General features: G+C 75.4%; 19 protein-coding genes and 1 pseudogene. 14 read left to right on the top strand and 6 right to left on the bottom strand.

Features of this window, described 5'->3' with window-relative positions:
• A partial coding sequence (locus tag ACYVJ4_RS09635; RefSeq protein ID WP_460459906.1) for a CpaE-like family protein occupies positions 1-560 on the bottom strand: 560 nt, incomplete at its 3' end.
• Between the two features lie 598 nt (positions 561-1,158).
• Here ACYVJ4_RS09635 and ACYVJ4_RS09630 point away from each other — a divergent pair.
• Positions 1,159-2,274 carry a hypothetical protein gene (locus tag ACYVJ4_RS09630; RefSeq protein ID WP_460459905.1) on the top strand — a complete coding sequence of 372 codons (1,116 nt, stop codon included), beginning with the start codon at positions 1,159-1,161 and terminating at the stop codon, positions 2,272-2,274.
• A 40-nt stretch (positions 2,275-2,314) separates the two neighbouring features.
• Entirely contained in the window at positions 2,315-3,430 is a 1,116-nt protein-coding gene (locus tag ACYVJ4_RS09625) for a hypothetical protein (protein ID WP_460459904.1), read from the top strand.
• Positions 3,431-3,433: 3 nt separating this feature from the next.
• Here the strand turns inward: ACYVJ4_RS09625 and ACYVJ4_RS09620 are convergent, their stop codons facing one another.
• Complete coding sequence (locus ACYVJ4_RS09620; protein ID WP_460459903.1) at positions 3,434-4,069, bottom strand: Fic family protein; 636 nt, start codon at positions 4,067-4,069, stop codon at positions 3,434-3,436.
• 24 nt (positions 4,070-4,093) lie between these two features.
• Positions 4,094-4,270, bottom strand: a complete 177-nt coding sequence (locus ACYVJ4_RS09615; RefSeq protein WP_460459902.1) for a hypothetical protein — start codon at positions 4,268-4,270, stop codon at positions 4,094-4,096.
• 43 nt (positions 4,271-4,313) lie between these two features.
• Between ACYVJ4_RS09615 and ACYVJ4_RS09610 the strand changes: the two genes are divergently transcribed.
• Together ACYVJ4_RS09610 and ACYVJ4_RS09605 are read left to right on the top strand one after the other, a co-directional pair.
• Positions 4,314-5,552 (top strand): histidine kinase, encoded by a 1,239-nt coding sequence (locus ACYVJ4_RS09610; protein ID WP_460459901.1) that lies wholly within the window; start codon positions 4,314-4,316, stop codon positions 5,550-5,552.
• On the top strand, positions 5,549-6,817 hold the full coding sequence (locus ACYVJ4_RS09605; protein WP_460459900.1) for a lanthionine synthetase LanC family protein: 1,269 nt from the start codon (positions 5,549-5,551) through the stop codon (positions 6,815-6,817). Before ACYVJ4_RS09610 ends, ACYVJ4_RS09605 begins: the two co-directional genes overlap by 4 nt.
• On the opposite strand, the gene ACYVJ4_RS09600 is transcribed toward ACYVJ4_RS09605, so the two are convergent.
• On the bottom strand, positions 6,803-7,705 hold the full coding sequence (locus tag ACYVJ4_RS09600) for an alpha/beta fold hydrolase (RefSeq protein WP_460459899.1): 903 nt from the start codon (positions 7,703-7,705) through the stop codon (positions 6,803-6,805). The genes ACYVJ4_RS09605 and ACYVJ4_RS09600 overlap by 15 nt on opposite strands.
• 63 nt (positions 7,706-7,768) lie before the next feature.
• On the opposite strand from ACYVJ4_RS09600, the gene ACYVJ4_RS09595 reads away from it, so the two are divergent.
• The 7 genes and pseudogenes from ACYVJ4_RS09595 to ACYVJ4_RS09565 all read left to right on the top strand — a co-directional run bounded on the left by ACYVJ4_RS09595 (position 7,769) and on the right by ACYVJ4_RS09565 (position 12,808).
• Positions 7,769-8,197, top strand: coding sequence for a VOC family protein (locus tag ACYVJ4_RS09595; protein WP_460459898.1), 429 nt, complete (start codon positions 7,769-7,771; stop codon positions 8,195-8,197).
• A gap of 3 nt (positions 8,198-8,200) precedes the next feature.
• Positions 8,201-9,415 carry an amidohydrolase family protein gene (locus tag ACYVJ4_RS09590; protein WP_460459897.1) on the top strand — a complete coding sequence of 405 codons (1,215 nt, stop codon included), beginning with the start codon at positions 8,201-8,203 and terminating at the stop codon, positions 9,413-9,415.
• A gap of 49 nt (positions 9,416-9,464) precedes the next feature.
• Positions 9,465-9,956 (top strand): FBP domain-containing protein, encoded by a 492-nt coding sequence (locus tag ACYVJ4_RS09585; protein WP_460459896.1) that lies wholly within the window; start codon positions 9,465-9,467, stop codon positions 9,954-9,956.
• Positions 9,953-10,483, top strand: coding sequence for a GNAT family N-acetyltransferase (locus ACYVJ4_RS09580; protein WP_460459895.1), 531 nt, complete (start codon positions 9,953-9,955; stop codon positions 10,481-10,483). The genes ACYVJ4_RS09585 and ACYVJ4_RS09580 overlap by 4 nt, the downstream gene beginning before the upstream one ends.
• A 65-nt stretch (positions 10,484-10,548) precedes the next feature.
• Positions 10,549-11,628, top strand: a pseudogene (locus ACYVJ4_RS09575) (DUF222 domain-containing protein); the annotation flags it as partial.
• Positions 11,629-11,683: 55 nt separating this feature from the next.
• A complete protein-coding gene (locus ACYVJ4_RS09570; RefSeq protein ID WP_460459910.1) occupies positions 11,684-11,929 on the top strand; it encodes an HNH endonuclease signature motif containing protein in 246 nt (81 codons plus the stop codon).
• A gap of 429 nt (positions 11,930-12,358) precedes the next feature.
• Entirely contained in the window at positions 12,359-12,808 is a 450-nt protein-coding gene (locus ACYVJ4_RS09565) for an iron chaperone (protein ID WP_460459894.1), read from the top strand.
• 16 nt (positions 12,809-12,824) lie between these two features.
• On the opposite strand, the gene ACYVJ4_RS09560 is transcribed toward ACYVJ4_RS09565, so the two are convergent.
• Together ACYVJ4_RS09560 and ACYVJ4_RS09555 are read right to left on the bottom strand one after the other, a co-directional pair.
• Complete coding sequence (locus ACYVJ4_RS09560; RefSeq protein WP_460459893.1) at positions 12,825-13,538, bottom strand: VOC family protein; 714 nt, start codon at positions 13,536-13,538, stop codon at positions 12,825-12,827.
• A gap of 41 nt (positions 13,539-13,579) precedes the next feature.
• A complete protein-coding gene (locus ACYVJ4_RS09555; RefSeq protein WP_460459892.1) occupies positions 13,580-14,611 on the bottom strand; it encodes an LLM class flavin-dependent oxidoreductase in 1,032 nt (343 codons plus the stop codon).
• 59 nt (positions 14,612-14,670) lie between these two features.
• Between ACYVJ4_RS09555 and ACYVJ4_RS09550 the strand changes: the two genes are divergently transcribed.
• The 3 genes from ACYVJ4_RS09550 to ACYVJ4_RS09540 are packed head-to-tail and all read left to right on the top strand — an operon-like array spanning position 14,671 to position 17,586.
• Positions 14,671-15,426: a LytR/AlgR family response regulator transcription factor gene (locus ACYVJ4_RS09550; protein WP_460459891.1), complete on the top strand. Its 756-nt coding sequence runs from the start codon at positions 14,671-14,673 to the stop codon at positions 15,424-15,426.
• Between the two features lie 59 nt (positions 15,427-15,485).
• Positions 15,486-15,821, top strand: a complete 336-nt coding sequence (locus tag ACYVJ4_RS09545; RefSeq protein WP_460459890.1) for a hypothetical protein — start codon at positions 15,486-15,488, stop codon at positions 15,819-15,821.
• Positions 15,822-15,828: 7 nt separating this feature from the next.
• Positions 15,829-17,586 carry a sodium/solute symporter gene (locus ACYVJ4_RS09540; RefSeq protein WP_460459889.1) on the top strand — a complete coding sequence of 586 codons (1,758 nt, stop codon included), beginning with the start codon at positions 15,829-15,831 and terminating at the stop codon, positions 17,584-17,586.
• The last annotated feature ends 39 nt before the right edge of the window (positions 17,587-17,625 follow it).

The raw sequence follows: 17,625 nt of genomic DNA, 5'->3' as shown, positions 1-17,625 counted from the left end.
TCGGGCCAGCGCAGGCCCGCCACGTCGTCGAGCCCGGCGGTCAGGTCGAGCCCGCCGCCGAGCGGGTCGAGGTCGACCAGCAGCACCTGCTGGTCGGTGCGAGCCGCGCCCAGCGCCATCGCCACGGCGAGCAGCGAGGCCCCCGCACCGCCGCACCCGCCGACCACCCCCAGCACGCGGGCGCCGCCGACCCGCTCGACCGTGCTCGCCAGCCGGTGCACGAGCCAGTCGTGCGCGCCGGGCAGCACGGCGACGCCCTCGGCGCCGAGCGCCGCCGCCTGGCGCCACGGCCCCGCGCCCTCGACGTCGTCGAGCCCGACCACGACGACCGGCCGACCACGACGGGCCAGGTGGTGGGGCCGCTGCGCCGCCCGCGGCGCGAGGTCGACCCCGACCAGCAGCGGGCCGCCCGACCGCGTCACGTCGGCGGGGTCGGTGCGCACCACGACCTCGACGCCGGCCGCGGCCGCGACGCGGGCCACGGCGTCGGCCAGCCGAGGGTCGGCCGTGAGCAGCTCGGCGACCGAGCCGGTCGAGCCGGTCGGGGTGGGCACGTCCACGAGACCTCCTGCAGCGCAACGGGATGCGAGCAGGATGTCCGGCGACGACTCCGCCGGACGAGCGGCCGGCCGAGCCCTGTGGACGGTGGGACGGCGGCGGTCCACCTGTGGACGGCGACGGCCCCCGTCGGGGGGACAACGGGGGCCGTCTTCGCGTCCGGGCTCGGGGGGGATGAGCCGGGACGCTGGCGCGGTCACGAGGACCGCGCCCTCAGTGTGGACCTGCCCCGCACCCCGCGCAATCGGCAAGATCAGGACGCGCCCGGCCGCACCCGTGCCCGAAAAGTCAACCCTTCACTTGGCTGTGGAGCAGGAGTAGACAGGACCTCGAGCCGCCGTTCACCCGGCGACCCAGCACGGCCCTCCCGGTACCCACGTGCGGGCAGTCCACTGATGGACCGGTCGTGGCGGGCTTGACCCACTGCGACGACGCACAGCACGCCTGGTAGCCGGTGACCGTGCACACGACGGCGCCTCGCCCACGGCGGGGCGCCGTCACCTGTCCGCCGTCACCTGCCGGCCGTCACCTGCCCGCCGTCACCTGCCCGAGACCGGCGAACCCCTCCCCAACCGGCGCCGCCGGGGTGACACTGACCTCGTGGGCTACGAGGTCCTGGACACCGACGGGGCGGACGTCGACGTGCCCCGGACCCCGTTCCCGACCCGCGAGGTCGTCGCGATCGACGACCTCGTCGTCCCCCGGGCGGCGCCCAGCACCGACCGCCGCACCGACGGCCGCACCGACCGCCGGTCCCCCGCGCCTTCGTCGAGCCGGTCGTGGCCGACGTCCTGGCGCGTGCCGTCGTCCTGGCTGCCGTCGTCCTCGCTGCCGTCCTGGCTGCCCCGCGACCCCCGGGCGCACGTCGCCGTCGTCGCGGCAGTCGCGCTGGTGCTCGGGATCGTCGGCGGCGGGCTGTGGACCCGCCACCTGCAGACCCAGCAGCGCGCCTCGGCCCGGCTCGGCGAGCTGTCGGCCATGGCGATGGTCACCAGCGTCGACGCGGTGGGCGGAGACCGCCCCTACGCCGACATCACGGTGCGCGTGGTGAACGCCGGGCCGCTGCCGCTGACGGTCGTGACCTCGCCGCAGAACGCGCAGCCGAGCCTGAGCCAGCCCGTGGTGCACGACCTCGGCGGGGCCATGCGGGTGCCGGCCGACGACTCGCTCAGCGTCAGCGTGCGGCTGCTCGTCGACTGCACCGGTCGAGTGCGCGAGCCGCGCCGGGTCTGGGTCCCCGTGCGCACCGCCGACGGGCAGGTGCACGCGCTGACGGCGTCGCAGGACGCGCTGAGCGAGTCCCTGCACTTCGGCCAGGCTCCGTGCTCCGACCCGCCGGGGGAGACCCTCGTGGCCCAGATCAGCGGCTCGATCTCGGCACCGGAGCTGCGGCTGCGCAACGACGGCAACCGCGAGCTCGAGGTGCGCCTGGACGTCGCGCACTCCCCCTTCGTCGCCCAGACCACGAACTTCTCGGTGCTGCGGCTCACGCCGTCGCTGCCGCAGGTCGTGCCGCCGCACTCGTCGGTGTACCTGAAGGTGCTGCTGACGCCGTGGTCGTGCCCGCGCGGGCTCGAGGCCGTGCAGTCCTCCCAGCTCACGCCCTACGTCGTGCTGCGCGTGGGGTCGCCGGGGGCCGACGTCCTGGCCCAAGAGGTCGTCGGGGTCGACCTGAGCACGCTGTGGGGTGCGGCCCTGGCGCGCGACTGCTCCTGAACGCGTGCCCCGGACGGCGCGCCAGGTCAGAATGGCGCCCATGGGGTACGAGGTCCTGGACGCCGACGGCGGGGCGAGCGCTGCCGGCAGCAGCCCGTTCCCACCCCCCGACGTCGTGGCGCTCGACGAGCTGCCGCCCCCGCCGTCCGAGCCGGGACGGCCCGCCCGGCCGCCGCGCGCACCGCGCGGGTCCCGCCGCGGACGACGTCCGGTGGACTGGCAGCGCCCCACCCCCGAGCAGGTGCGCGGGCTGGGGCAGCGGCTGCGCCACGCCTCGAAGCTCACGTGGGTGCTGGTCGCGGCCTCGGCGCTGGTCGGCGTGGGCGCCGGCTCGTGGTGGACCGACCGGCACGGCGACCAGGTGCGCGCCGCCCAGCTGCGGGCTGCGGTGCAGGCCTACGTCACGGCCACCGAGGTCAACCCGCTCGTCACCGGCCGCGGCACCGTCGCCGACTACACGGTGCAGGTCGTCAACCTGGGCCAGCTGCCCCTGACCATCGCCGTCTCGCCGGACGACGCGCGCGCCACCCCGACCGATCCCGTCGTGACGATGCTGACCGGCGAGCCCGCGGTGGCGGCCGGCCAGGAGGGCAAGGCCAAGCTGCGCGTGCCGCTCGACTGCACGTCGGACCAGCCGGTGCCGCTGCGGCTCACGCTCACCAGCGCCGACGGCACCGACCACCAGGTCTCGGTGCGCGACGGCAACACCCTCGGCCAAGGCATCACGCCGCGCGACCTGTGCTCGTTCACCCAGGGCCAGCAGGTGCTTGACGTGCAGCTCAGCGGCACGCTCGACAAGCCTGAGCTCGACTTCCGCAACAACGGCGAGCAGCCGCTCGTCGTGACCCTCGACTCCGGCTCGCCGCTGACGCAGACCTCGAGCGAGCTGATCTCGCTGTCGACCGTGCCCCAGCTGCCGGTGATCGTGCGCCCGCACGACACGACCAGCGTGCAGCTGCGCATCGTGGTCTCCAGCTGCCGCAACGACATCAGCGACATGTCGACCCTCGGCGGCTACGGCTACCTCGGTTTCCAGGGCGAGGTCCAGGGCCACACCGGTGCGAGCAACGGCGAGGGCGAGACCAACGCCGGCGTCGACGCCAGCCCGCTCGTCGGGGCCGCCATGGCGCGCGCCTGCCAGCGCCCCCGCGGCTGACCGCTACCGGCTCAGCCGCCCGGCCAGCACGGCGTCCGCGACCGCGACGCCCTCGGCCGCACCCCGCTCGACGACGCCGGCGCAGTACCGCAACCAGCCCCCGACGCCCTCCGGCGTGCCGGTGACGTAGCCCTGCAGGGCTGCGACGTACGCCGGCAGACCCGTTGCCGCACAAGCGACCTCGGGGGCAGCGACGCCGGTCGGGTCGAGGCCGCGACCCACGACGACGGACCGGAACACCGCTCGCGCCACCACGCCGCTGCCCACCACGAAGGGCCGCACGGCCATCAGCTCGCCGTGCACGAGCGACGCCACGACCAGCGCGGGCACGTCACCGGGCGACTGCAGCAGCCGCACCACCCCGTCGAGCCGCTCGGCCAGCTCGCGCCCCTGCGGTGCCGCACCCGGTCCGGGCAGGTCGCGGGGTGCCTCGCCGGCGGCGCGCGGCCGACCGAGCTCGTCGTCGTCCACCAGCCCGGCGACTGCGGCGGTGTGCAGCCGGGCCAGCGCCTGCCGCGGCGCCTGCCGGACGACGTCCCCGAGCTGGCCCGCCTCGACGACCGCCCGCACGGCGCCGGCCACGACGCGGCCGACCGCGTCGTCGGGAGCCGGACGCGCCTCGCGCAGGACGTCGAGCACCAGGTCGAGCAGCAGCTCGACGCGCTAGAGCTCGGCCGTGGCGCGCGCGGCGCGGGCGGTGGTCTCGGCGCGGGCCTCGTCGGTGCGTCGGCGCAGGGCCTGGTGCCAGCGCAGCTGCGTGCACGCCTCGCGGGCCGCGTCGACCGCCTCGGCCACGCCGGGCAGGTCGACCAGCTGCTGCAGCACGCGGGTGTCGTCCACGACCGGCGACCCTACGCGGCGGCCGAGCACTAGTGTCACGACGGTGCACCCGCTGGCCGCCGTGACCGCCGACCCCGGTGGCACCAACCTGGTGCCGGTCGTCGTGGTGGCGGTCGTCGCGGCGCTGGTGGTCGGCCTGACCCTGCGGGTCGTGCGCCGGCGGCGGGACTTCGGTTCGACGGCCGACCGGGCCACCTTCGAGACCCTGCACACGACGTCGCTCGCCGCCCCCAGCCTGCGCGAGGGGCTTACCGGGGCCGGGGCCGAGCGGTCGGCGCGGCACCTGCGCACCCTGCTCGGGACGCCCGCGGTGGCGGTCGCCGACGCGGAGGGACGCTGCCTGGCCTGGGAGGGCGGCGGGGCGCGGCACGCCGCCGACGTCGCCGACCACGCGCGGCAGGTGCTGCTCGACGGCCAGGCCGCCGTGGTCTCGGGCGACCCGGTCGCCTCCGGGGCCGAGGCCCGCTGCGACGACCCCGACTGCCCGGTGCGCACCGCGGTCGTCGCGCCGATCGTCAGCGCCGACACGGTCGTGGGCGCCCTGCTGGCCTACGGCGGCCAGCCCTCGGCCGGCCTGGTGCGGGCCACGGCCGAGGTGGCGCGCTTCGTCTCGTCACAGGTCGAGCTGGCCGAGGTCGACCGGTCGCGCACCCGGGCGATGGAGGCCGAGCTGCGCGCGCTGCGGGCCCAGATCAGCCCGCACTTCGTCTACAACTCGCTGGCCGCCATCGCGTCGTTCGTCCGCACCGACCCCGAGCGGGCGCGCGACCTCCTGCTCGAGTTCGCCGACTTCACGCGGTACGCGTTCCGGCGCGGCGGCGAGTTCACGACGCTGGCCGACGAGCTGTCGAACGTCGAGCGCTACCTGCGGCTCGAGAAGGCGCGGTTCGGCGAGCGGCTGCAGATCTCGCTGCTCGTCGCGCCGGAGGTGCTGCCGGTGGCCGTGCCGTTCCTCGTGGTGCAACCGTTGGTGGAGAACGCCGTCCAGCACGGGCTGGCCGGGCAGACCGGCGTCGGGCACATCTCGATCACGGCGCAGGACGCGGGGGCCGAGGCGCTGCTCGCGGTCGAGGACGACGGCGCCGGCTCCGACCCCGAGGTGGTGCGCGCCGTGCTCTCGGGCGAGTCGTCCGCCGACTCGGTCGGCCTCGGCAACGTCGACGCCCGGCTGCGGCAGGTGTTCGGCGACGCGCACGGACTGGTCGTCGAGACCGCACCCGGTGCGGGCACGCGCGTCAGCCTGCGCATCCCGAAGTACGTGCCGGGCGTGACCGCGCGATGAGCGCCGACCGCGCGGACGTCGCCGAGGAGCTCGCGCTCGACGCGCTGCGCTGGGTGCTCGGCCAGGCGCAGGACGACGGCACCGCGCTGCGCTGGACGACGCACCCCGAGGACGACGAGATCGACCCGACGCTCTACAGCGGCGCCGCCGGCACCGCGCTCGCGCTGCTGGAAGCGTTCTCGCACACCGGGTCCGACCACTTCGCCGACGCCGCGGTGCGAGCCGCTCGCGGCGTCGCGGCCGACCTCTCCCTGCTGCCCGCCTGCTCGCTCTACTTCGGGACGACGGGTGCCGCGGTCGCGCTGCACGCCGTGGCAGCCGCGACCGGCGACGAGACCAGCGCGGCGGCCGTGCGACCCGTGCTGGACGACGTCCGGCGGCGCTTCGACGGCGAGCGGTGGGCCGACCAGTTCGAGCTGCTCGGCGGCAACGCCGGCATCGCGCTCGGCGCGCTGGCGTGCGACGACCTCGACCTCGCCGTCCTGGCGGTGGAGCCGTACTCCCGCACCACGGAGCCGACGTCCGGCGGCGTGCAGTGGGAGGTGCGGCAGGGCACGGTCGCGCGCTTCCACCACGTCTCGCACGGCACGCTCGGCATCGCGCTGGCGCTCGCGCTCGTGGGCCGTGCGGCCGGCCGCGCCGACCTGGTCGGGCTGGGGCTGCTCGGGGCGGCTGGCGTCGTGTCGCGCGACGAGTCGGGCGGCCGCGGCTTCCTCGTGCCGCACTCCGACCCGCAGCACCGGCCCGAGCTGGTCGAGCGCTTCAGCTACGGGTGGTGCCACGGTCCGGCCGGCGACGCGCAGGCCTTTCGCGCCCTGCACGACGTGACCGGCGACGCCGCGTGGGCGGGACTCGCCGACCGCTGCTGGGTCACGGTGGCCGAGTCCGTCGTGCCGCAACGGGTTCGACCCGGCTTCTGGGACAACAACGGACGGTGCTGCGGGACGGCGGGAGTGCTCGCCCTGGCCTCCGACCGGCTGGCCGAGGGAGCTCCGGACGACGGGTTCGCCGCCACGCTGGTCGACGACCTGGCGCTGCGGGCCACCCGTGACGCCGAGGGCACCCGCTGGTCGAACCACGAGCACCGCGCGACGCCGTCCGACCTGCCGCCGCGCACCGGCTGGGCGATGGGCGCAGCCGGCATCGCGCGCGAGCTGCTCCGGTACGCCCGCGTGTCGCGCGGCGGTGACCCGGCGTACGCCGTGGCCTGGCCCGACCACCTGCCTCCCCGGGCTCCCGCGCCGCGGACCTCAGCCGCGACCTGACATCTCGCGCAGCGTCGCCAGCACGTCGTCCCAGTGCGCGAGCAGCGTGGCCAGGTGCGTGGTCCGCGGCCGGACGACGAGCCGCGCCCCCGGCACGTGCTCGGCTAACCAGCGGCCGTTGCGCACGGAGGCGTTGTCGTCCTCCTCGCCGTACCAGAGCACCGTGGGGCAGCGGACGTCCTGCGGGCGGACGTCCCACTCGCGGAAGGCGAGCGCGGCATCGCAAAGGTAGCCGTCGGTCGGCACCAGCGCCTCGCGCGCAGACGCCGCCACCTCGGCGGCCGGCAGGTGCGCGAGCAGGGCGGCGTCCGCGGCCGGCAGCCCGGACAGCCATCGCTCGGCCAGCGCGTCGTCGTCCGGGTCGGCCGGGTCGACCCGGCGCACGAACGCCTCGAACTCCGGGCGCACCAGCTCGACCGCCTCGCCCACCGGCACCGCGGCCAGGCGGGCGAAGAACGCCCGCTGCTCGTCGTCCAGGTCGTCGCGGTGCACCGGCGGGGCCAAGCGCGGCACCACGGCGGGCGCGGCGACGACCCCGGCGGCCGTGACCCGCTCGGGGTGCCGGGCCGCACAGGCCAGCGCGTACTGCCCGCCGACCGACATGCCGAGCACCGCGAAGTGCCGGTGCCCCAACCGGTCCAGGGCCGCGGCGACGTCGTCCGCCACCGAACCGTGCGACGTCGGGGCACGGTCGGACCGCCCGTACCCGGGCCGGTTCAGCGCCACCAGCCGCACGCCCACCCGCTGCGCCGTGCCCTGCCCGGTCATCGCGACGTGGCGGGTGTCGGGGCAGCCGTGGAGGACGACGACCACCGGCCCCTCCGGCGCGCCGCCCGACCACCACTGCACGCCCCGGCCGTCCGGCAGGTGCAGGACGTCGTCGGCCATGGACGCAGTCTGCCCTCCCGGGCCATGATCGGGGCACCGACGACCGTCCGGAGGAGACCGCAGATGACGACCCGTCTGAACCCCTACATCAACTTCCTCGACAACACCCGCGAGGCCATGGGCTTCTACCAGTCGGTGCTGGGCGGCGAGCTCGCCGTCAGCACCTTCGGGGAGGGCGGCATGAGCCAGGAGGAGTCCGACAAGGACCTCGTCATGCACTCGCAGATCGACACCGACGACGGCCTGACGCTGATGGCCTCCGACACCCCCGCTCACATGCGGCAGGGCGACGCGACGCCGGAGCACGGGCAGATCTCGCTCAGCGGCGACGACACCGACCGGCTCACCGCGCTGTGGCAGGGGCTGTCCGACGGCGCGACGATCACGGTGCCGCTCGAGAAGGCACCCTGGGGCGACAGCTTCGGGATGCTCACGGACAAGTACGGCGTCCCGTGGATGGTCAACATCGCCGGCTCGGGCCAGCAGGAGTAGGCCGTGCGCGCCGTCCGGGCACCGCACGTCTTCGACGGCGAGCGGTTCCTGGACGGCGGTGCCACCGTCGTCGTCGACGAGGGCCGGGTGGTCGGGGTCGAGCCGTTCGGCGCCGAGCTGCCGGACGACGTCCCGACCGACGTGCACACCGGCACGCTGCTGCCCGGGCTCGTCGACGCGCACGCGCACCTGGTGTGCGACAGCGGACCCATGGCGCTCGACCGCGTCGCCGGCTACGACAGCACGACGCTGCGCGAGGTCGTGCACGCCGGCCTCGCGGCCCAGCTGCGCGCCGGCGTGACGACCGTGCGCGACCTCGGCGACCGCGACTTCGCCGTCGTCGAGCACCGCGACCGCCAGCGCGCGTCGGCGGGGCCGCCGGACGAGCCGCGCGTCGTCGCCTCGGGTCCTCCGATCACGGTCGTGGACGGCCACTGCCACTACCTGGGCGGGGCGGTCAGCGGTGAGGATGCAGTCCTGCGCGCGGTCGACGAACGGGCCGAGCGCGGGGTCGACGTCGTCAAGGTGATGGCCTCCGGTGGCGTGAACACGCCGGGCACCGACGTCCTGCTGACGCAGTTCACGCTCGCCGAGCTGCGGCTGCTGGTCGACCGAGCCCACTCCCACGGGCTGCCGGTCACCGCGCACGCGCACGGGACCCCAGCCGTCGAGCAGGCCGTGGCGGCGGGCGTCGACGGCGTGGAGCACTGCACGTGCGCGACGGAGGCCGGCTTCGGCCAGGCGTCCGACGAGCTGCTCGACGAGCTCGCGGCCGCGGACGTCGCGGTGTGCCCGACGCTCGGCGCCGACCTCGGCGACGACCCCCGCGTGCCGCCGCCCCTGCAGGCCGTGCTCGACCGGCTCGGCCTGACGATGGAGCAGATGACGGCCGGCCGCCTGGCCTTCGTCGCCCGGCTGCACCGCGCCGGCGTGCGCCTGGTGTCGGGCGTCGACTCGGGCATCCAGCCGCCCAAGCGGCACGGCGCGCTGCCGTTCGCGGTGGTCGACCTCGTCACCTCCGGCCTGCCGGTCGCGCAGGCGCTGGCGACCGCGACCTCCGGCGCCGCCCGGGTCCTGGGGCTGGACGCCGAGCAGGGCCGGCTCGCTCCGGGCCAGCGGGCCGACCTGCTCGTGGTCGACGGCGACCTGGCGCACGACGTCGCGGCGCTGCACCGGCCCGTGGGGGTCTACCTCGCCGGGCGACCCCTCCCTCGCTGACGAGGTAACCCGGTTGCCCGGGCGGCGGCGCCCGTGATGCCCTGCTGGGGTGGACCCGCTGACCCCGGACGAGCTCAAGGCGTCGTTCGTCAACACCTCGAAGAGCCAGCGCAAGGCCCTGCCGCTGCCGGCCGATCTCGCGAGCACGCCGTGGCACCAGCTCGACTACCTCGGCTGGCGCGACCCGCGCTCGCCGGGACGCGCGTACCTCGTCGCGCCGCACCGCGGGGACGTCGTCGGTCTGGCCCTGCGCGCACCCGGCAGCGCCGGAGGGCGCAAGCGCTCGTCCATCTGCGCGCTCTGCTGGGCGGTGCGGACGTCGTCCGAGGTCGACCTGCTCGTCGCCCCGCGCGCCGGGGCGGCGGGCCGCGCGGGGAACACGGTCGGCACGTACGTGTGCGCCGACCTGGCCTGCTCGGCCAACGTCCGCGGCCTGCGCAAGCTCGAGCTGCCGCAGGGCGAGACCTTGCCGGTGCCGCAGCGGGTCGAGCGGCTGCAGCAGCGGCTCGAGGCGTTCGTCGACCGCGCCGTCGCGGCGTGAGCGTCGAGCTCGTCGTCCCGACCGTCGCGCTGCACGCGGCGTGGCTGCGCTCGCGGGATGACTGGGGTCGGGGCGTCGAGCAGGCCGGGTCGGGGCTGCACCTGGACGACGACGTCGACTCCGCGGACGGGTTCGCGCAGTTCGTCGCGCGGCTGGCTCGCACGGCTGACAGGTCGGTGGCGCCTGGCTCCGGTCGCGTGCACGCGGATCACTGGTGGCTGGTCGAGGACGGCGAGGTCCTGGGCGCGATCACGTTGCGGCACAGCCTAAACGACTTCCTGCTGCGGGCCGGCGGCCACGTCGGGTACGGCATCCGGCCGTCGTCCCGGCGGCGCGGGCTGGCGCGCTGGGCGCTCGGCGAGGTGCTGGTGCGGGCCCGCGCAATCGGGCTCGAGCGGGTGCTGGTCACGTGCGACGACGACAACGTCGGGTCGCGGCGCGTGATCGAGGGGAACGGTGGCGTGCTGGAGGACGTGCGCGACACCGAGCTCGGCCGCACCCGCCGTTACTGGGTCGACCTCGCCTGACCGGGCTGTCCACAGATCCGTTGCCGTGCAACAGCGCTGTCGGTGGCTGTCACTACGGTTGTCACATGTCGATCACGCCGCTGGACGAGGAGACGCCCCTCGGGGCCGACCTCGCACAGGCGCTGCACGCCCTGCGGTCCGCGGCCGACCGGCCCACCTGGCCTCTCGCCGAGGCCGACGTGCGGGCCGGCGTCCAGCAGCTGGCCTTGGTGGGGCGCCTCGCCGAGGCGCAGGTCGTCCGGCTCGCGGCCGAGGCGCAGCAGCGCGGGCTGCCCGGCCAGGGCGGTCACCGCCGCCTCGCCGGATGGATCGGCGAGGTGCTGCCGACGTCCACCGGTGGCGAGGCGCGCCGCCTGTCACGACGTGCCGAGGCCCTCTACGCCGCGCCCGTCGCGGCCGAGCTCGGCCCGACCCGCGACGCCGCGCTGGCGGGCCAGGTGTCCGGCAGCCAGGCCGATGCGATCAGCGCCGCGCTGGCGCGGCTGGTGCCGCCGTCGGTCCCCGCCGGCGCGGTGCCGGCGCAGGCGGTGGCGCAGGCCCAGGACCTCTTGCTGGGGCGCGCGGACCTCGACGACGCGGACGGGCTGGCCGTCGTAGGCCAGCGCCTCGTCGCGGTGCTCGACCCGGACGCGGACGACCGGCTGATGAAGGACGAGGCCGCCCGCGAGCACGCACGCGGTCTGACCCTGGCCACCCTGCGCTCGGGACTGGTGCACGTCGAGGGCACGCTCACCCCGGACTGCGGCGCCGCCGTCCGGGCCGCGGTCGACGCGTGGTCGGCCCCGCAGCCGTCGTTCGACGGGAGCGCGGACCTGCGCACGGCCGCCCAGCGACGCCACGACGGGCTGCACCGGCTCGCCCAGGAGGCCCTGGCGCGGCCTGGGCTGCTGCCGTCCAGCCATGGCTCCCCGTACCGCGTCGTCACCGTCGTGGGCGTGGAGGCACTGGCGGCTGCCCTCTCGGGCCAGCCGGCGCAGGGCGTCCTGCCCGCGACCCTTCCGGACGGCACTCCGCTCAGCAGCGCCGCGCTCGCGCAGATCGCCTGCGGGGCCGACCTCGTCCCCGTGCTCGTCGACGGGCACGGCAACCCCCTGGACGTCGGCGACACCCAATACTCGTTCACCGCCAAGCAGCGCACCGCCATCGCACTGCGCGACCGGCACTGCACCTACCCCGGCTGCGGCGCACCCCCGGCGTGGTGTGACGTGCGTGCACCACCGCACGCCGTTCAGCCAGGGCGGCCGCACGTCGGTCGAGAACGGCACGATGCTCTGCGGGCGGCACCACCGGCACGTCCACGCCACCGGCATGGTCAGCTCGCTGGTCCGCGGCCAGGTGGTCTGGACGACGAAGTACCCACGACCGCCGGGGGCACCTGCGCGCACCCGCGCCACGGTCGCGGTCGAGCGGCTGGCGCGGCGCTGGGGCGTGCGGCAGCGCGAGTAGACCGGCAGACTCGCGGCGTGGACCTCGAGGCGTTCGACCAGCTGGCGCAGAGCCTGGACGGCATCCGGCGCGGGACGTCGGGCGGCGCCGCGCGCTGGTCGTACCGCGGTCGGCTCGTGGCGCGCGCGCTCGACGCCACGCACGTCGTCGTCCGGGTGCCGTTCGACGTGCGCGATTCACTGGTGCACGAGGACGCGGAGGCGTTCGACGTCCCCACGCGGTTCGCGAAGCACCAGAAGGTGGTCGTCGACCTCGACCGCGCGACCGACGCCGCCGTCGAGCGGGCGGTCGTGGCCGCGTGGGACCTGCAGCAGCGCGAGTAGCAGCCCGTCAGGAATCGAGAAGCACCGGCGGTCCCGGCCCGCCTAGCCTCGTCGTCGAGGGGCCGGCACCGCGTCGGCGCCACCGACTCGAGAAGGGGCCAGCGCCATGCCCACGAAGAAGGCCACGACCACCTCCGACGGTTTCAGCGCCGAGGAGCGCGCTGCGATGAAGGAGCGCGCGGCCGAGCTGCGCGCCGAGGGCAAGAAGGGCGCCAAGAAGGCCGACGGGCTGCAGCAGCTGCTCGACGCCATCGAGGGATTCGACCCCGAGGACCGGGCGCTCGCCGAGCGGGTGCACGTCACGGTGACCGCGACGGCGCCCGACCTCGCGCCCAAGACCTGGTACGGCATGCCCGCCTACGCGGACGAGGACGGCAAGGTCGTGCTGTTCTTCCAGAACGCCGGCAAGTTCAAGTACCGCTACTGCACCCTCGGGTTCCAGGACCCGGCGAACCTCGACGACGGCGACATGTGGCCGGTCGCGTACGCGCTGCAGGGGTGGAGCCCGAAGGTCGAGAAGCAGGTCGTGGCGCTCGTGGAGCAGGCGATCTCCTAGCGCCGCAACGACTCCGCTACCGCGACGGGTGCAGCCAGAACTCGTTGCCGTCAGGGTCGGCGAGCACGGTCCACGGCACGTCGTCACCGGCGCCGTCGACCCGCGTCGCACCCAGCGCCAGCAACCGCTCGACCTCGTCGTCCACCGACCCGGCACCCGACGGGACGACGAGGTCGAGGTGGGTGCGGTTGCGCCCCTCGCGGTGGGCGAGCGGCGTCCCGCCCCAGCTGATCTTCGTGCCGCCGGTCGAGGCCTGCACCGCGGTCTCCTCGTCCTGGTCCCAGACGAGCGGCCAGTCCAGGGCGCGCGACCAGAAGGTGCCGCACGCGTGCGTGCCGTCGGACGACAGGCACCCGATGAAGCCGCACCCGGCCAGGAAGTTGTTGCCCGCCTCGATCACGCAGAACTCGTTGCCCTCGGGGTCGGCCAGCACCACGTGGTCCTCGTCAGGCTTCTGGCCGACGTCGAGGTGCCGGGCCCCCAGCGACAGCGCGCGCTCCACGGTCTCGCGCTGCTCGTCGTCCGTGCGGCTGGCGATGTCGAAGTGCGTCTGGTTCGGCCAGCGCTTCGGCTCGTCGGTCGGCAGGAAGCGCAGCTGGAACACGGCGTCCGCGTCGGGCAGCAGCGTGGTGGCGTCAGCCGGCTGCCACCGCAGGACGCCGGACCAGAAGCGGGCCAACGCCTCGGGGTCGTTCGCGTCGAAGGTCAGGGCGAGCAGCTGCGACGTCATCCCGGCACGCTAGGCCGAGCCCTGCTCCCGACGCCACGGGATTAGCCGCCGAGCGAGAAGGCCTGCGCCAGCAGCTCGAACGACTGCTTGCGCTCCTCGTGGTCGTGCACGTTGGTCGTCACGACCAGCTCGTCGGCCCCCGCGTGCCGGGCTCGCGCCAGCAGCCCTTCGCGGACGGCGTCCGGCGTGCCCACCGTGACGAAGCGACGCGTCGAGGCCGCGATCTCCTCCTCCGTCGCCGTCCAGGTGTGCGCGGCGGCCTCCTCGGGGCTCGGCAGCGGACCCGGACGGTTGCTGCGCAGCATCGCGATCGACAGGTCGTTGGCGCGCTGCAGCTCGGCCGCGCGCGCCTCGGTGTCGGCGACGATCGCCGACACCGCCAGCACCACCCGTGGCTCGGACGGCGCACCCGGCCGGTCGCTGACCCGGAACCCCTCGCGGTAGCCGTCCGTCGCCTCGGCCGGGTCGACGCTGCCGAAGTGCCCGGCGAACGCGAAGCCCGTGCCGAACGCGGCCGCCGCCTGACCGCCGTACAGGCTCGAGCCGAGGATCCACACCGGCGGCAGCGGGACGTCGTCCGGCATCGCGCGGATCGCGGCGAACGGGTGCGACGCGTCGAACCCCTCGACGTACGCGCGCAGCTCGGCGTACTGCTGCGGGAAGTCGTCCGCCGTGAGCGCCTCCCGGCTGCGGCGCAGCGCGAAGGCCGTGAGCTGGTCGGTGCCCGGCGCGCGGCCGATCCCGAGGTCGATCCGGCCGGGGTGCAGCCCCTCGAGCACCCGGAACGTCTCGGCCACCACCAGCGGCGAGTGGTTCGGCAGCATCACCCCGCCCGACCCCACCCGGATCGTCGACGTCCGCGCGGCCACGGTCGCCATGAGCACCGCGGGGCTCGAGCTGGTGACGCTCGGCAGCGAGTGGTGCTCGGCCAACCAGTACCGCGAGTACCCCAGGCGCTCGGCGTGCTGGGCGAGGTCGACGGTGCGGTGCAGCGCCTGCGAGGGCCGGCTGCCCGACGGCACGGGCGACAGGTCGAGCACGGACAACGGCAGCGAGGTGGGCGCATCGTTCACCCTCGTGGCAGCGCCCGATGCCCTGCGGTGATTCCCGCCGACGCCGTAGGCTCCCGCGCATGGCCGAGCCGACCGCGCTCCCCGCGCTCTCCGTGCTCGTCGTGGACGACGAGGAGCCCGCGCTCGCCGAGCTGGCCTACCTGCTGGCCCAGGACGAGCGCGTCGGCGAGGTGCGCACGGCCGGCGGCGGCCCGCAAGCCCTCAGGGTGCTCGAGGACGACGCGGTCGACGTCGTGTTCTGCGACATCGCGATGCCCGGTCTGGACGGTCTCGACCTCGCCCGCGTGCTGGCCCGCTTCTCCCGCCGCCCCCAGGTCGTCTTCGTCACCGCCTACGACCAGCACGCCGTCGACGCCTTCGACCTGCAGGCCACCGACTACGTCATGAAGCCGGTGCGCGCCGAACGGCTGGCCGAGGCCGTGCGCCGGGTCGTGGAGACGCGAGAGGGCGGGTCGGCCGACCCGGCACCGGACGACGAGACCATCGCCGTCGAGCTCGGCGGCGTCACGCGTTTCGTGCAGCGCTCGCAGGTGCGGTACGTCGAGGCGCAGGGCGACTACGCCCGGCTGCACACCGCGACCGACAGCCATCTGGTGCGGATCTCCCTCGCCACCCTCGAAGAGCGGTGGGGCGCAGCGGGTTTCGTCCGCATCCACCGCAGCACGCTCGTCGCTCTCCCGCACGTCGACGAGGTGCGCTCGGACGGCGGCCGGTTCAGCGTGCGGCTCGGCGACGACGAGCTCGTGGTGAGCCGGCGCCACACGCGCGAGCTGCGCGACCGGCTGATCCGCTCGGCCCGCCCGGGCCGGCCGTGACCCAGCGCACCGGTCCGCCCGCCGAACGGCCCCGGCGGGTGCGCGTCACCAGCCCGCTCATGGGAGCCACCCGGCGCAGCCCCGTGCGGCGCCCGGCGACGCGCGAGATCGACGAGCAGACCGGCATCGGCGAGGTCTACATGCGCTCGCTGCTGCGCAGCCAGCTGCGGCTCGCGCTGAGCGTCCTCGCCGCCACCGGGGTGCTGCTCGGCGGGCTGCCGCTGCTGTTCGCGGCCGTGCCGGCGGTGGCCGACGCCCACGTGCTCGGGATCCCGCTGCCGTGGCTGTTGCTCGCCGTCTTGGCCTACCCGTTGCTGTGGCTCGCGTGCCGGTACTACGTGCGGCAGGCCGAGCGGAACGAGGCCGAGTTCGCCGACGTCCTCGAGCGGCACTGAGGCGGCCGTGGACGACCCGCACGTGGCATCGGTCGTGGCCGTCGTCCTGGTGACGGTCTCGACCGTCGTGGTCGGCGCGTTCGGCCTGCGCCTGTCGCGCACCACGAGCGACTTCTACGTGGCCAGCCGCGCCGTCTCACCCCGCTGGAACGCCAGCGCCATCGGCGGCGAGTACCTCTCTGCCGCAAGCTTTCTCGGGGTCGCCGGGCTGGTGATGGCGTCCGGCACCGACATGCTCTGGTTCCCCGTCGGCTACACCGCGGGCTACCTCGTGCTGCTGGTGCTCGTGGCCGCACCGCTGCGGCGCTCGGGCGCCTACACGCTGCCCGACTTCGCCGAGGGCCGGCTCGAGTCGTCGCAGGTGCGCCTCGCCGCGTCGTTGCTGGTCGTCGGCATCGGCTGGCTCTACCTGGTGCCGCAGCTGCAGGGCGCGGGGATCGCGCTGCGCGCCGTCACCGGCGCGCCGCCGTGGATGGGCAGCGCGCTCGTGGCGCTCGTCGTCGTCCTCAACGTCGTCGCGGGCGGCATGCGCTCGATCACGTTCGTGCAGGCGTTCCAGTACTGGCTCAAGCTCACCGCCATCGCGTTGCCCATGTTCTTCGTGCTGCTGGTCTGGCAGCACCACGACGCCCCTTCGCCCGCCGCACCCGGACCGCCGGTCGCCCGCGACACCGTGACCACCACCGTGCAGCGCGACCTCGTCATCACCTCGGACGTCGAGACCCGGGTCGACGTGCGAGGCGCCGTCGACGGGCGGGCCACCGACGGCACGGTCGTCGTCCCGGCCGGCGGCCAGGTCCGGCTGGACCGCGGTGCAGTCGTCACCGTGCACGAGGGCAGCGTCGTGCCGCACGCGACGTCCACGCCCGAGGTGGACGGCGAGAGCTGGGCCCGGCCGCTCAGCGCGTCGGCCAGCCGCGAGCACCCGCTCTACAGCACCTACTCGGTGATCCTGGCGCTGTTCTTCGGCACCATGGGCCTGCCGCACGTGCTGGTGCGCTTCTACACCAACCCCGACGGTCGCGCGGCCCGGCGCACGACGCTGGCCGTCGTGGCGCTGCTCGGGGCCTTCTACCTGTTCCCGCCCCTGTACGGCGCGCTCGGCCGCGTGTATGCCAACGACCTGCTGCTCACCGCCCGCACCGACACCGTGGTGCTGCTGCTGCCCAGCCGGGCGCTCCCGGGGCTGGGCGGCGACCTGCTCAGCGCGCTCACCACGGCGGGTGCCTTCGCCGCGTTCCTGTCGACGTCGTCCGGGCTGGTGATGTCGGTGTCCGGCGTGCTGCACCAGGACCTGCTGGCCCGGCGCCGGCGCCGCGACCGCGGGCCCGACTCGCTGCGCGGCTTCCGCCTCTCGACCGTCGTGGCGGTGCTCGTGCCGTTCGGCCTGTCGCTCTTCGCCGGGTCGCTCAGCCTGGCTGACACGGTGGGGCTGGCCTTCGCCGTCGCGGCCTCGACGTTCTGCCCCCTGCTGGTGCTCGGCATCTGGTGGCGGCGGCTCACCCGCGCCGGCACGCTCGCCGGGCTCGCAGCGGGCGGGGTGCTCGCGAGCGCCGCGGTGCTCGTGACGATGGTCGGCGGCACCCGGGCCGGGTGGGCGGGGGCGCTGCTCGCGCAGCCGGCGGCCTGGACGGTGCCGATCGCGTTCGCGGTCATGGTCGGCGTCTCGCTCGCCACCCCCCGGACGACGCCCCCGCACGTCGCGCGGACGATGGTGCGGCTGCACGCGCCGGAGGACGTGGACGTCGACCGCTCGGCGCGCTAGACCGACCGCTCGGCGCGACCGCGCCCACCGCCGACCCCA

It is taken from the genome of Angustibacter peucedani (genome assembly GCF_054779595.1).
Note: the sequence above shows the minus strand (reverse complement) of the source record. Positions and strands in the feature narration are given on the sequence as shown.